This window comes from Bacillus sp. FJAT-27001, from assembly GCF_019039175.1.
Lineage (GTDB): Bacteria > Bacillota > Bacilli > Bacillales > Bacillaceae > Bacillus > Bacillus velezensis.
Genome location: NZ_JAHOAA010000003.1, coordinates 316,567 through 330,396 on the forward strand (window position 1 = coordinate 316,567; position 13,830 = coordinate 330,396).

The window sequence follows — 13,830 nt, forward strand, 5'->3', positions numbered from 1 at the left end:
ATATGTTTACAAGCCGGAAAACAGAGGGTATACAGAGATATCGGATCAGATGGGAGAGAGTCGGGATGCTGAAAAGGAGACTGGAATTTTGCTTTTTATATATGATGCTTATCGGAGCATATGTCATATGGTTTTTTCCGGTTTCCAGGCTTGAGTTTTACGGAGGGGTGCTTTGCTATGCAAGCATTATTTTGTTCAGCATCTATTCGTTAATTCTTGAAAACCGCACCTCGCAGCACACGCTGTTATGGATTCATATTCTTGTGTTTTTTCCGATCGCCGGGTACTTATTTTACCTTTTTTCCGGCCAGCTTTATGAAAAAGGCAAGCTGTTCAGGTCGAAACGGACATACAACCGGGAAAAGCTGAGAACGATATTTGATATGGAACAAACTCCCGACCTGACCGGGCTGAAAGGAAATCAGAAGCGTTTCTTTCAATATTCAATCAAGGCGTCCCATATGAATATCAATACAAAAAGCAGGCTGAAGGTGCTCAAAAACGGGGACGAAACATTTCCGGAGCTGTTTGAGGCGCTCCGGGAGGCCGCGTCATTTATACATATTGAGTATTACATGTTCAAATCAGACATGCTCGGGCACAAGATGATGGACATTATGATGGAAAAGGCGCGTCAAGGTGTGGAAGTGCGGTTTTTGTTCGACGCGGCCGGCAGCCTGAAGCTGGCCGGAAAAGATATTAAAAAACTGAAACGCGCGGGTGTGAACATCGTCCCGTTTCTGCCGCTGAAATACGGTTTTTTCAACCAAAAATTCAATTTCAGAAATCACCGCAAGATCGTCATCGTTGACGGGAAAGTCGGTTTTGTCGGCGGGCTGAATGTCGGCAAGGAGTATATCGGCAAAGACCAAGATGTCGGCTTTTGGCGGGACACCCATATGAAAGTCGAAGGAGAAATCGTTCAGACGCTCCACAGCATTTTTATGCTTGATTGGGAATACGTTTCGGATGAGGTGCTGATTGATCGGAAAGCATATACCCGCCCGGTTGCGGCAGAAAGCGGAGGCGTCTATCAAGTCGTTCCGACAGGCCCCGATATGAAGGAGCGGATGAGCGATCTGTATTATGCCATGATAGCGGCGGCCGAATCGTCTGTATGGATCGCGACGCCTTATTTCGTGCCGAATGAGCCGATCCGCACAGCGCTAAAGGAGGCTGCTGCCAGAGGCGTCCGGGTGCGTGTCATGGTGCCGGAAACCAATGACGGATTTTTAACCCAGTACGCGACGAGATCGTATTTCCCCGAGCTTCTTCGCGAAGGAATCGAAGTCTATTCTTATCAAAAAGGCTTTATGCATCAAAAGGTGCTCATCACTGACGGAAACCTCGCCTCTGTCGGGACGGCGAATATGGACATGAGAAGCTTTCAGCTGAACTTTGAAGTCAATGTCTTTTTTACAGATCAAGAGGCGATCAAAGATCTTGAAGCGCATTATCTGGAGGATATGAAGGAGTCTGAAAAAATCAGCCCCGTCCGTTTCTATAAGCGCACATTATGGGAAAGAACGAAGGAATCCTTCGCACGGTTATTTTCCGGCGTTTTATAAAAAACGCTTTTAAAACTCCTTGTGTATAGTATAATTGAGAAATATTATCATTAAGAACGAGGCACAAGGAGGACGGAATCGTGCTGCGACAATTTTTTTCTTATTATAAACCGTACAAAAAGCTGTTTTTTCTCGACTTCTTTTCTGCCATCGCCGGCGGATTGATGGAGCTGAGTTTTCCTCTGATTGTCAATTACTTTATCGATACATTGCTTCCGGGGCGGGATTGGAGTCTGATTATTTTGACTTCCGCTGCTTTATTCGGGGTCTACGCCCTCAGCTCGGCACTTCAGTATGTTGTGACGTATTGGGGCCATATGCTCGGCATTAACATTGAAACCGATATGCGGAAAAAGCTTTTCGACCATCTGCAAAAGCTTTCGTTCAAATTTTACGATAACAACAAAACGGGCAGTTTAATGTCCAAGCTCACCAATGATTTGATGTATATCGGAGAAACCGCCCACCACGGACCTGAAGACCTGTTTATCGCGATCATGACGATTTTGGGCGCATTCGGTGTGATGCTGTTTATTAACTGGCAGCTCGCGCTGTTGACTTTTATCATTATGCCGGTCGTCATATGGCTTGCTTTGTATTTCAATAAAAAAATGACCTCTGCGTTTACAAAACTGAACAAAGACGTCGGAGACTTCAGCGCGAGGGTTGAAAACAATATCGGCGGCATCCGTCTTGTTCAGGCTTTCAGCAATGAAGCGTTTGAAACGCAGCGGTTTGACGTGAACAATCAGCGTTTCCGCAAAACAAAGCTGACGTCTTATAAAATCATGGCGAAAAACGGCTCGATCAGTTACATGCTGACAAGATTCGTCACGCTGTTCGTCTTATTGTGCGGCACATGGTTCGTGATCCGCGGATCGTTATCTTACGGGGAATTCGTCGCTTTTGTGCTGCTGACGAACGTTCTGTTCCGTCCGATTGATAAAATCAACGCGATTATTGAGATGTATCCGAGAGGCATTGCCGGTTTTAAAAGCTTTATAGAAATACTGGAAACGGAGCCTGATATCAAGGACGCCCCGAACGCGAGACATGTGTCCGGTTTAAAAGGGAATATCCGTTATGATGGTGTGTCATTCGGTTACGAAGAAAACAGTCCGGTTCTGTCGGGAATCAATTTGTCCATTCATGCCGGGGAGACAGTCGCATTCGTCGGGCCTTCGGGAGCGGGAAAATCAACGCTGACAAGTCTGCTGCCGCGCTTTTATGAGCCGTCTGAAGGCGTGATTTCCATTGACGGAATCGATATTAAGGACATGACGCTGTCATCATTGCGCGGACAAATCGGCGTCGTCCAGCAGGATGTCTTTCTGTTTTCCGGCACATTGCGGGAAAACATTGCTTACGGGCGGCTCGACGCGTCTGAGGAAGAAATCTGGCAGGCCGTCCGCCAGGCGCATTTAGAGGACTTGGTAAACGGGTATCCCGACGGTTTAAACACGGTGATCGGCGAGCGCGGCGTGAAACTGTCAGGCGGGCAGAAGCAGCGGCTTTCCATCGCCAGAATGTTTTTGAAAAACCCGTCGATCTTAATTTTAGACGAGGCTACATCAGCCCTCGATACAGAAACGGAAGCCGCCATTCAAAAATCGCTGCAAGAGCTGTCTGAAGGACGCACGACGCTTGTGATCGCCCATCGGCTGGCTACGATTAAGGATGCGGACAGGATCGTCGTCGTCACGAAAGAAGGCATCGCTGAACAAGGTCATCATAAGGAACTGCTGGCATCCGGCGGCATGTACCAGAGACTTCATCAGGCGCAATTCGGCGAGCTGATGCATCAATAAAAGAAAAAGGATAGACGAGCGGGGGCCGAGGCGCCTCCTGTCTATCCTTTTTTATGTAGTCTGTATTTAATGGGCTTCTTTTTGCGCAGGTTCGATGATATGTTTGAAACGGTCAATAAGCTGCACCGCTTTCTTGCCTTCCACTACAATTAAATATTCTTGTTCTTTATGGGCCATTCTGAACGTTTCCAGCTCAATGATATCTTTGATTTTGCACATCGTTTTTTTAGAGTAGATATACAGCTCGTGGCCTCCCGTGTGGCAAAGCTGATAAAGCTGAAGCATGTTTCGTAAAGTGAACTTCTTAGCGGCTATTTTCAAAGATGTAATGTTTTTCATATATTTTCTCCTCCGTCTGATGGTCTGTTATTTCGGAAATTCCCCATATAAACGGGTGATAAACCTGGTTATGCCTTCCACTTCAGCACTCCGCCCGCCAGGCGTTTGACTCCGCGGATGGCGCTTAATTCTTCGGCGAGCCGGAGCAGCGCCCGGTCTTTCTCTTTCGCCTCAATCATAAAATCGATGTCCGTATCCCATTGTCGAAACCGCTCCAGCACCGGCAGAATAAAATTCGCATCCACATAGTCCGCATGACTGCGTATGGCTGATTCTGATTTTGGCGAGGAGAGATGGACCTTCGGCTTTAAGCCGATCCGCTGCCATGTTTTGATCATCCGCGGAAGAATGTTATCTAAATCAGCGTCATCGGTCGGATTGGCGTAAAAATGGTGATAATCAAACACAAACGGAATGCCTTCTTGCTCACATACACTGAGTGTTTCCTCGGACGTGTATGTTTTATCATCGTTTTCTAAAGTCATCCGCTGTTTGATGACATCGGGAAGTTCTTTCAGATTCACGCGGAAACGGCCAAGCGCGCTTTGTTTGTCACCGTAAGCGCCTCCGACATGGATGTTGATGACGGAACGGTCCGCGATGCCCATTGCGTCCAGCATGTCATAATGATAGGCCATATCCTTGACCGCATTTGCGGTAATCTCCTGTTTCGGGCTTGTAAAAAGCGTGAATTGGTTCGGATGAAAGCTCGTTCTGAGGTCATATTTTCTGACCAGCCCGCCGATCTCACGAAACTCCTGGCGAAACGGCGTGACAAAATCCCACAGCACATCCGGATGGGTGGCGAGCGGCACAATCGAGCTTGAGAACCTGTACAGCGGGATGCCGTGGCTGATCACATAGTGGATGGTGCGCAGCGTATTGGTAAGATTTGCTTTCGTCACAGAAAGCAGGGCGTCTTTCCGCTCACTGCGGGAAAGCTTGGTATAGCGCGCATATGTTAAGGTTTTTGCGGGGGACGCGTCCCAAAGGCACATGGCGTTTGCGACGAATCCGAATCTGAACAGCATATGGTTTCTCCTTTATAAAAAGTAAGATATGGCCTTTCCCAGCCATTCTGCAGGAAGCTGTCTGACGGAGCGCTGTTTCACTTTTTCTAATGTGAGAAGCTCGGATTTTTCGATGTCCTGCTTTATGGTTGAAAGCACTTCCTTTGTAAAGGCTTCATCATGAATGATGACATTCACCTCTTCATTCCAGAACAGACTCCGTTTATCAAAATTCGGCGTGCCGATAATGCTGATGCGGTCATCAATAATGAAAGCTTTGACATGATAAAAGCCTTGATAATACCGATAGATGAGGCAGCCAGCTTTCAGAAGCTCGGGATAATAGGTAAAAGCTGTTTCCCGAACGAGCGGGTGGTCTGACTTCATCGGCACGATCAAGATGACTTTGACGCCTTTTCGGCAGGCTGAAATAAGCGCTTCCTGAAGCTTTTTGCTCGGTACATAATAAGGCGTGCCGATAATGATTTTTTTCTCCGCCTTACGGATGCAGTTTTCATAATGCGATTCAAGCGAAAAACCGTCAGATGCATATGTCCTATGAGAGATATTCCCTTCGGATAATGCCGGATAAACCCCGGGTGATCCGGGTGCTTTTCCGGTGTTTCGTTTCAGATCGCTTACAAAAAGAGTCTGAAGATCCGCCGTGCCTTCGCCGGTCATCCGCAGGTGATAATCCTCCCAGTTTCCGAACTTCGCTTTTTTGCCGAGGTACTCTTCAGCGATATTAAAACCGCCGACATAGCCGATTTTGCCGTCAATGACGGTCACTTTCCGGTGATTCCGTTTTTGCAGCCTGAAAAAAAGAAACGGAAATGCCGGTTTATTTAGAAAATGAACGTGAACGCCGGCTTTTTTCATCGTTTGAATGGAAGGCTTTTTCACTTGGCGGCTGCCCGCCCAATCGAGCAGCAGATATACGGAGACGCCGGCCTGGGCCTTTTCCTTCAATAAATGAAACATCTCATGGCTGACTTGGTCGTTCTTCATAATAAAAAACATCATATGAATAGAAGAGACGGCTTGGCGGATATCAGCCGTCATCTGCCGCACAAGCTCGCTGCCGCAGTGAATGAGTGTGATATCACTCTTTTTCGGGTCAAAAACGGGCTCATACGCCTGTTTTTTGTACGCCGCCCGGCCAAGCAGCATATCAAGCAGCATAAGTGCGATCAATATGATAAAAATGACAAGCAACACAAAAATGACCTTCATACCGACGCTCCTTTCCGAAGTATTCGTAGTGTGCCCTGAGAATGTGAATTTAATTATTGACTGAACACTCATTCATTATTTATGATAAAGTAAAGATATGACAATGAAGAGGGGTATCAGAACAAAGGGGGAGACAAGATGAACGCATTTCTCATGGTAAACGCGCTGCTGTTTTCAGCTGTAACCGCTTACGCCGTTTATTTATTCGTTTACCTGATCAGAACGAGGATCGCTTATATTAAGCTCGGCCAAAGGGAAGAATTTGATAAACGCCTGAAAGAACGTCTTCAGAAGATATGGGTGAATGTGTTCGGACAAAAAAAACTGCTGAAAGATAAAAAGAGCGGCATCATCCACGTTCTGTTTTTTTACGGTTTTATACTCGTTCAGTTCGGCGCAATTGATTTTATTCTGAAAGGGCTGCTTCCTGACCGCCATCTGCCGTTCGGTCCGCTTTATCCGGCGTTTACCTTTTTTCAGGAAATCGTCACGTTTCTGATTTTAGTCGCCGTAGTCTGGGCGTTTTACCGGCGCTACATTGAAAAACTCGTCAGACTGAAACGCGGGTTTAAAGCGGGGCTTGTCCTGCTGTTTATCGGCGGACTGATGGTGACGGTGCTTCTCGGGAACGCCATGAACCTTTTATGGCACGATCATTCTCTGTCTTGGACGGAGCCGATCGCTTCCTCTATTGCGTTTGTGCTCGGCGGTCTTTCAGCGCCGGCGGCAGCCGCCGTGTTTTATGTTTCATGGTGGCTTCATCTGTTGTTTTTGCTCAGCTTTTTAGTGTACGTGCCGCAATCAAAGCATGCGCACTTAATTGCGGGTCCGGCGAATGTGTTCCTCAGCAGGCTGGATTCAAAAGGAAAGCTGGAAAAAATCGATTTCACCGATGAGACGAAAGAAAGCTACGGCGTCGGAAAGATTGAAGACTTCCGCCGCTCTCAGCTTGTCGACCTTTACGCCTGCGTCGAATGCGGCCGCTGTACAAATATGTGTCCGGCCTCCGGTACGGGCAAGATGCTCTCGCCGATGGACCTCATTTTAAAGCTCAGAGACCATTTGACGGAAAAAGGCGCTGCCGTGACGTCAAAATCTCCGTGGGTGCCCGCGCCCGTTTTTCAGCACACGAAAGCGAATCAGCTCGCCGCGGCTTCCTCAGGGGGAGGATCGCGTGAAGCGGCCGCAGCCATTGATTACAACCCGAGCTTAATCGGCGAGGTCATCACGGAAGAGGAGATTTGGGCGTGCACCACTTGCCGCAACTGTGAGGATCAATGTCCGGTCATGAATGAACACGTTGATAAAATTATCGATCTTCGCCGTTATCTTGTGCTTACGGAAGGGAAGATGGACAGCGACGCGCAGCGGGCCATGACAAGCATTGAAAGACAGGGAAACCCGTGGGGCTTAAACCGGAAAGAGCGGGAGAACTGGCGGGAGCAGGCTGATACAGAAATTCCGACAGTGAAAGAAATGAAAAAACAAGACAAAGAGTTCGACTATTTGTTTTGGGTCGGATCAATGGGTTCCTACGATAACAGGAGCCAAAAGATTGCCGTCTCATTTGCAAAGCTGCTTAATGAAGCGGGCGTATCCTTTGCGATTCTCGGCAATAAGGAAAAAAACTCAGGCGATACGCCGCGCCGTTTGGGCAACGAGTTTCTGTTCCAAGAGCTGGCGGAACACAACATCGGCGAATTTGAAAAACACGGGATCAAAAAAATCGTCACGATTGATCCGCACGCCTATAATATGTTCAAAAATGAATATCCTGATTTCGGATTCCGGGCCGAAGTCTATCATCATACTGAATTATTAGCCGAGCTTGTGTCACAGGGGAAACTAAAACCGCTTCACCCGGTGAATGAAACGATTACCTTCCATGACTCGTGCTATTTAGGAAGATACAATGAAGTGTATGAGCCGCCGAGAGCGATCTTAAAAGCCATTCCGGGCGTTCAATTGAAGGAAATGGAGCGCAGCCGCGAAAACGGGATGTGCTGCGGCGCCGGAGGAGGGCTCATGTGGATGGAAGAAGAAACGGGAGCGAGAATCAACACGGCCCGGACTGAGCAGGCGCTTTCTGTCAGTCCGACGGTCATCAGCTCCGGCTGTCCTTACTGTCTGACCATGCTCGGTGACGGTACGAAAGCGAAAGAAGCCGAAGACGCGATCGGCACTTATGATGTCAGTGAATTGCTCGCCATGTCTGTATTCGGCGCCGAAAAACAAGAGTCTTTATAGAAAGAAGCGGGCCGCCGGCGCATATGCCGGCGGCTTTGTTTTCGCACATCAGCCGATTTATGAAGGGACGGCTCTAAAATTTCTTAAATTACGCTGTTAAGGGTAGCATATTCTGTTTTAATTTGTTTATAATGAGAGGTATGGTTTATGAACAAAACAATACAAATTCGTTCTTATTATAGGATAGAAACAGATACATATAAGTAATAGAAAGGGAGTGTCCGACCTTGAGTATCAAACAATATTCTCAGGAACAGCTGAAGCAGATGGCTTTAGTTGAAATCGCTCACGAAATTTTCTCAGAACATAAAAAACCGGTTCCGTTCCAGGAGCTGCTGAATGAAATGATCTCCTTGCTCGGTGTTACGAAAGAGGAACTGGGCGACCGTATCGCCCAATTTTATACAGACCTGAACATTGACGGCCGCTTTATTGCTCTGTCAGACCAGACGTGGGGGCTTCGCAGCTGGTATCCGTACGATCAGCTGGACGAAGAAACGCAGCCGACTGTAAAAGCGAAAAAGAAAAAAGCGAAAAAAGTCGTTGAGGAAGATCTCGACCTTGATGAATTCGAGGAAGTTGACGAAGATGACATCGATCTCGATGAAATAGAAGAAGATATTGACCTTGAAGCAGACAGCTTTGACGACGAAGATATCGATGAAGAAGATGACGACGAGCTTGAGATCGAAGACGAGATGATTGAAGAAGATGAGGAAGATTATGATGATGAGGAAGAGGATCGCAAAGACTGATTTTATATCAGCAAAACGATCTTGACTTTCATTGTCGAACTATGTAGTATGTATTTTGGGCTCTTCAAAAAGAAGAGAATTCATAAGAGTGCTACGCTCCCTTTCAAGAAATTGAAAGGGAGCTTTCTTATTTTCATCTCCCAAATTCTTTTACACATCATTTGTTTTTAGTGAAATGATTTTCTATAAAACGGCACATTTTAAGGAATGTAGCGCAGACCGAAGAGAGGAGCAAACGAAATGACGAAATATATTTTTGTAACCGGGGGAGTTGTATCATCACTCGGAAAAGGAATTGTGGCTGCGTCACTTGGCCGCCTGTTGAAAAACAGAGGCATGAGCGTCACCATCCAAAAATTTGACCCTTATATCAACGTTGACCCGGGAACGATGAGCCCGTACCAGCACGGTGAGGTATTCGTTACCGATGACGGCGCTGAGACTGACCTTGACTTAGGGCATTATGAGCGGTTCATTGACATTAATCTGAACAGATTCAGCAACGTGACGACTGGTAAAATCTATTCTGCCGTATTGAAAAAAGAGCGCCGCGGGGACTACCTCGGCGGAACGGTTCAGGTCATTCCGCACATCACAAATGAACTGAAAGACCGCGTGTACCGTGCAGGCAAAGAAACAAACGCAGATGTAGTCATTACTGAGATCGGCGGAACAGTGGGAGACATCGAATCCCTTCCGTTCCTTGAAGCCATCCGTCAAATGAAAAGCGACATCGGCCACGAAAACGTGATGTACATTCACTGTACGCTTGTTCCGTACATCAAAGCGGCGGGCGAGCTGAAAACAAAACCGACGCAGCACAGCGTAAAAGAGCTGAGAAGCCTCGGTATTCAGCCTAATATCATCGTCGTGCGCACGGAAATGCCGATTTCTCAAGATATGAAAGATAAAATCGCGCTCTTCTGCGATATTGACACGAAAGCGGTCATCGAGTGCGAAGATGCGGACAACCTTTACTCCATCCCGCTTAACCTTCAGGAGCAGGGACTCGATAAGCTTGTCTGCGATCATATGAAATTAGAATGCAAAGACCCGGATATGACGGAATGGAAAGACCTTGTCACGAAAGTGAAAAACTTGTCTAAAACCATTACAATCAGCCTCGTCGGTAAATACGTCGAGCTTCAGGACGCTTACATTTCAGTCGTTGAATCACTGCGCCACGCCGGCTATGCGTTTGACGCTGATGTGAAGATCAAATGGATTAACGCCGAAGAAGTGACAGAAAGCAATATTCAAGAGCTGACTAGCGGCACAGACGGAATCATCGTGCCCGGCGGTTTCGGAGACCGCGGCGTAGAAGGGAAAATCATCGCCGCCAAGTATGCGCGTGAGAATAAAATTCCGTTCTTCGGCATCTGCCTCGGTATGCAGATTGCATCCATTGAATATGCGCGAAACGTATTAGGTCTGGAAGGGGCTCACTCTGCGGAGATCGATCCGTCCACTCCTTATCCGATCATCGATCTTCTGCCAGAACAAAAAGATGTCGAGGATCTCGGAGGAACGCTTCGTCTCGGACTGTACCCTTGTAAGCTTCAGGAAGACACGAAAGCCTTCGAAGCGTATGCGGATGAAGTGGTATACGAACGCCACCGCCACCGTTATGAATTCAACAACGAATACAGACAGCAAATGGAAGAGAACGGTTTTGTGTTCTCAGGCACAAGCCCTGACGGCCGTCTTGTGGAAATCATCGAGCTGAAAGACCATCCTTGGTATGTCGCTTGCCAGTTCCACCCTGAGTTCAAATCAAGACCGACAAGACCTCAGCCTTTATTCAAAGACTTTATCGGCGCTTCCGTACAAGCTGCAGAACAGAAGTAATAAAAAAAGACTTGCCTCCTTTAAAAGCGGCAAGTCTTTTTTCTGCATCAGGCATATTCCTGCATCATTTCCTTTAACGTAAAGGACAGTGCGTGATAGACATACAGGCCTGTCATTAATGAAGGAAAGCCGTATCTTGTCCCGTCTTCATCAGGCAGAAGCGGCATTTTTAATTTGCTGTCAATATGAACATCACAAAATTCCTCAATCCCGGTTTGATCTTTGATGACAGGAGATACGCCAACGAGGCCGATCCCTTTTTCATAAAGCTTTTGAGCCAGCGCCTGTTCTTCAGCCGTGCCCGGACCTGAACAAAACATCAGCACCCTGTCGCTTTCTGTAATCGAATCAGCTGTATCCGGAAACGCTTTGACGGAAGGCATCGGTTCTGAGCCGAGTTCCGCCTCGCACAAAATGCCCTGCATCTCATTTGCGCCGTATAAATAAATGGTATGGCCGCTGACGGCTGCCTGCGCCAGCAGGCGCGCGCCGTCTTCTATTGCTTCGGATTCCTTATCCTGAATGCGGGAAAAAATGCCTGCAAGCTGCGTTGTAAATATCTTTAACATGAGTGAAACCTCCTTTACACATACAAGAACAGTATACAACAAAAGAGAAAATGCTCAGAAAATGTCGGAAAGTAGACTATTATAATTAAAGGAAATGTGAAAATCAAACAGAATACATAAACAACTGCTTCCTTTTGACGAAAATGATAATATTGGGGTGTAAAATGATGAATGAAAAGATTTTAATCGTAGATGACCAATACGGTATACGCATATTGCTCAATGAAGTGTTTCATAAAGAAGGGTACCAGACGTTTCAGGCCGCCAACGGCATACAGGCGCTGGACATCGTAACGAAAGAACGGCCCGATCTCGTGCTTTTAGATATGAAAATCCCCGGCATGGACGGAATCGAAATTCTCAAGCGCATGAAGATGATCGACGAATCCATCCGCGTCATTATCATGACCGCTTACGGAGAACTCGATATGATTAAGGAATCAAAAGAGCTCGGAGCGCTGACTCATTTTGCGAAACCTTTTGACATTGATGAGATCAGAGACGCGGTGAAAAAATATTTACCTCTAAAATCGAATTAATAAAATTAGAAACAATTATGTCATTGTGTTGCCGATTTGTCGAAAAGTTGGTATCCTAGAGATGGAGAAAAAGCGATCTGTTGTTTTACATATGACAGGTTTTTATGGTCATGCTATAGGTGGAAAGCTTTTTTCGAGAAGAAGCAAATCAGGCTACATAAGGAGGACTTTCGACATGCCTTTAGTTTCAATGACGGAAATGTTGAATACAGCTAAAGAAAAAGGATATGCTGTTGGACAATTTAACTTAAATAACCTTGAGTTCACTCAAGCTATTTTACAAGCAGCAGAAGAGGAAAAATCCCCGGTTATTCTTGGTGTTTCAGAAGGCGCGGGACGCTACATGGGCGGCTTCAAAACAGTGGTTGCCATGGTTAAAGCTCTTATGGAAGAATACAAAGTGACAGTTCCTGTCGCCATTCACTTAGACCACGGTTCAAGCTTTGAATCTTGTGCGAAAGCGATTCATGCAGGCTTCACTTCTGTAATGATCGACGCATCTCACCACCCGTTTGAGGAAAACGTAGCAACTACAGCTAAAGTGGTTGAGCTTGCTCATTTCCACGGCGTTTCAGTTGAAGCTGAGCTTGGAACTGTAGGCGGACAGGAAGATGACGTGATCGCTGAAGGCGTAATCTATGCTGACCCTAAAGAGTGTCAAGAACTTGTAGAGCGCACTGGCATCGACTGCCTTGCACCTGCACTGGGTTCTGTTCACGGCCCTTACAAAGGCGAACCGAACCTCGGCTTCAAAGAAATGGAAGATATCGGCAAATCAACCGGCCTTCCATTAGTACTTCACGGCGGTACAGGAATTCCGACTGCCGACATTAAAAAATCAATCTCACTTGGTACGGCTAAAATCAACGTAAACACTGAAAACCAAATTTCTTCTGCAAAAGCTGTCCGCGAAACATTGGCAGCTAAGCCGAACGAATACGATCCTCGTAAATATCTTGGACCTGCTCGTGAAGCGATCAAAGAAACGGTTATCGGCAAAATGCGTGAGTTCGGTTCTTCAAACCAAGCTTAATCCAATGTAACATCCATAAACCGCCTGACAGCATTGACAGGCGGTTTTATGTCTTACCTTTAGAAAGCGCAATCATGTTTTACAGTTCTGAAAATTTATTACTGGGGAGGCTTTCCTTATGTTATTTTTCATTGATACAGCAAACATTGACGAGATTAAAGAAGCTTATGAACTTGGCGTTCTTGCCGGAGTTACGACAAACCCTAGTTTAGTGGCGAAAGAAGCTGACGTGTCTTTCCATGACAGACTTCGTGAGATTACGGAAGTCGTGAGCGGATCAGTAAGCGCGGAAGTCATTTCCCTGAATGCTGAAGAGATGATTGAAGAAGGTAAAGAACTTGCGAAAATCGCACCGAATATCACGGTGAAAATCCCGATGACGTCTGAAGGGTTAAAAGCCGTAAAAGCGCTGAGCGACCTGAACATTAAAACCAACGTAACGCTCATTTTCAGCGCCAACCAAGCGCTTTTGGCGGCAAGAGCCGGGGCGACTTATGTATCTCCGTTCTTAGGTCGTCTGGATGACATCGGCCATAACGGTCTTGAACTGATTTCAGAAATAAGACAGATTTTTGACATTCATGACATTGATACACAAATCATCGCAGCTTCCATCCGTCATGCGCAGCACGTGACTGAAGCCGCTTTACGCGGTGCGCATATCGGTACGATGCCGCTGAAAGTCATTCACCAGCTGGCGAAACATCCGTTAACGGATAAAGGCATCGAGCAATTCTTGGCAGACTGGAATAAATAAGGGTGAAAAGGGCGGCAAACCGGTTGCATCCGTTTGCCGCACCCTTATGTTTTCCTGTTTGGCAGCGGGCCTTCAGTATCAAAGTGAAGAGTGTGTTTCCCCGGAATGTGAACCCGGCGGGCCT

At 46.7% G+C, this 13,830-nt stretch carries 12 protein-coding genes; 8 read left to right on the forward strand and 4 right to left on the reverse strand.

The window, feature by feature from the left end:
• The first annotated feature begins 65 nt into the window (after nucleotides 1-65).
• Nucleotides 66-1,568, forward strand: coding sequence for a cardiolipin synthase (gene cls / locus BGM27_RS11775; RefSeq protein WP_007407622.1), 1,503 nt, complete (start codon nucleotides 66-68; stop codon nucleotides 1,566-1,568).
• Nucleotides 1,569-1,648: 80 nt separating this feature from the next.
• On the forward strand, nucleotides 1,649-3,376 hold the full coding sequence (locus BGM27_RS11780) for an ABC transporter ATP-binding protein (RefSeq protein WP_007407621.1): 1,728 nt from the start codon (nucleotides 1,649-1,651) through the stop codon (nucleotides 3,374-3,376).
• Nucleotides 3,377-3,442: 66 nt separating this feature from the next.
• Here the strand turns inward: BGM27_RS11780 and BGM27_RS11785 are convergent, their stop codons facing one another.
• From BGM27_RS11785 to cls (BGM27_RS11795), 3 genes are all read right to left on the reverse strand, one after another.
• Entirely contained in the window at nucleotides 3,443-3,715 is a 273-nt protein-coding gene (locus BGM27_RS11785; RefSeq protein ID WP_007407620.1) for a hypothetical protein, read from the reverse strand.
• Nucleotides 3,716-3,783: 68 nt separating this feature from the next.
• The gene (gene uvsE, locus BGM27_RS11790) at nucleotides 3,784-4,746 is read right to left on the reverse strand and encodes a UV DNA damage repair endonuclease UvsE (protein WP_007407619.1); all 963 of its coding nucleotides are present in this window, start codon (nucleotides 4,744-4,746) and stop codon (nucleotides 3,784-3,786) included.
• Between the two features lie 12 nt (nucleotides 4,747-4,758).
• Nucleotides 4,759-5,958: a cardiolipin synthase gene (cls, locus tag BGM27_RS11795; RefSeq protein WP_020954350.1), complete on the reverse strand. Its 1,200-nt coding sequence runs from the start codon at nucleotides 5,956-5,958 to the stop codon at nucleotides 4,759-4,761.
• 138 nt (nucleotides 5,959-6,096) lie between these two features.
• On the opposite strand from cls (BGM27_RS11795), the gene BGM27_RS11800 reads away from it, so the two are divergent.
• The 3 genes from BGM27_RS11800 (at nucleotide 6,097) to pyrG (ending at nucleotide 10,808) form a co-directional block, all read left to right on the forward strand.
• The gene (locus tag BGM27_RS11800) at nucleotides 6,097-8,205 is read left to right on the forward strand and encodes a (Fe-S)-binding protein (RefSeq protein ID WP_007407617.1); all 2,109 of its coding nucleotides are present in this window, start codon (nucleotides 6,097-6,099) and stop codon (nucleotides 8,203-8,205) included.
• Nucleotides 8,206-8,432: 227 nt separating this feature from the next.
• Nucleotides 8,433-8,960, forward strand: a complete 528-nt coding sequence (rpoE, locus tag BGM27_RS11805; RefSeq protein WP_007407616.1) for a DNA-directed RNA polymerase subunit delta — start codon at nucleotides 8,433-8,435, stop codon at nucleotides 8,958-8,960.
• A gap of 240 nt (nucleotides 8,961-9,200) precedes the next feature.
• Entirely contained in the window at nucleotides 9,201-10,808 is a 1,608-nt protein-coding gene (pyrG, locus tag BGM27_RS11810) for a glutamine hydrolyzing CTP synthase (protein ID WP_007407615.1), read from the forward strand.
• A gap of 47 nt (nucleotides 10,809-10,855) precedes the next feature.
• Here the strand turns inward: pyrG and BGM27_RS11815 are convergent, their stop codons facing one another.
• Nucleotides 10,856-11,377, reverse strand: a complete 522-nt coding sequence (locus BGM27_RS11815; protein ID WP_007407614.1) for a DUF2529 domain-containing protein — start codon at nucleotides 11,375-11,377, stop codon at nucleotides 10,856-10,858.
• A gap of 164 nt (nucleotides 11,378-11,541) precedes the next feature.
• Between BGM27_RS11815 and spo0F the strand changes: the two genes are divergently transcribed.
• The 3 genes from spo0F (at nucleotide 11,542) to fsa (ending at nucleotide 13,706) form a co-directional block, all read left to right on the forward strand.
• Nucleotides 11,542-11,916, forward strand: a complete 375-nt coding sequence (gene spo0F, locus BGM27_RS11820) for a sporulation initiation phosphotransferase Spo0F (protein WP_012118670.1) — start codon at nucleotides 11,542-11,544, stop codon at nucleotides 11,914-11,916.
• A 175-nt stretch (nucleotides 11,917-12,091) separates the two neighbouring features.
• Nucleotides 12,092-12,949, forward strand: coding sequence for a class II fructose-bisphosphate aldolase (locus BGM27_RS11825; protein ID WP_003151102.1), 858 nt, complete (start codon nucleotides 12,092-12,094; stop codon nucleotides 12,947-12,949).
• Between the two features lie 118 nt (nucleotides 12,950-13,067).
• Nucleotides 13,068-13,706 carry a fructose-6-phosphate aldolase gene (gene fsa / locus BGM27_RS11830; protein WP_007407613.1) on the forward strand — a complete coding sequence of 213 codons (639 nt, stop codon included), beginning with the start codon at nucleotides 13,068-13,070 and terminating at the stop codon, nucleotides 13,704-13,706.
• The last annotated feature ends 124 nt before the right edge of the window (nucleotides 13,707-13,830 follow it).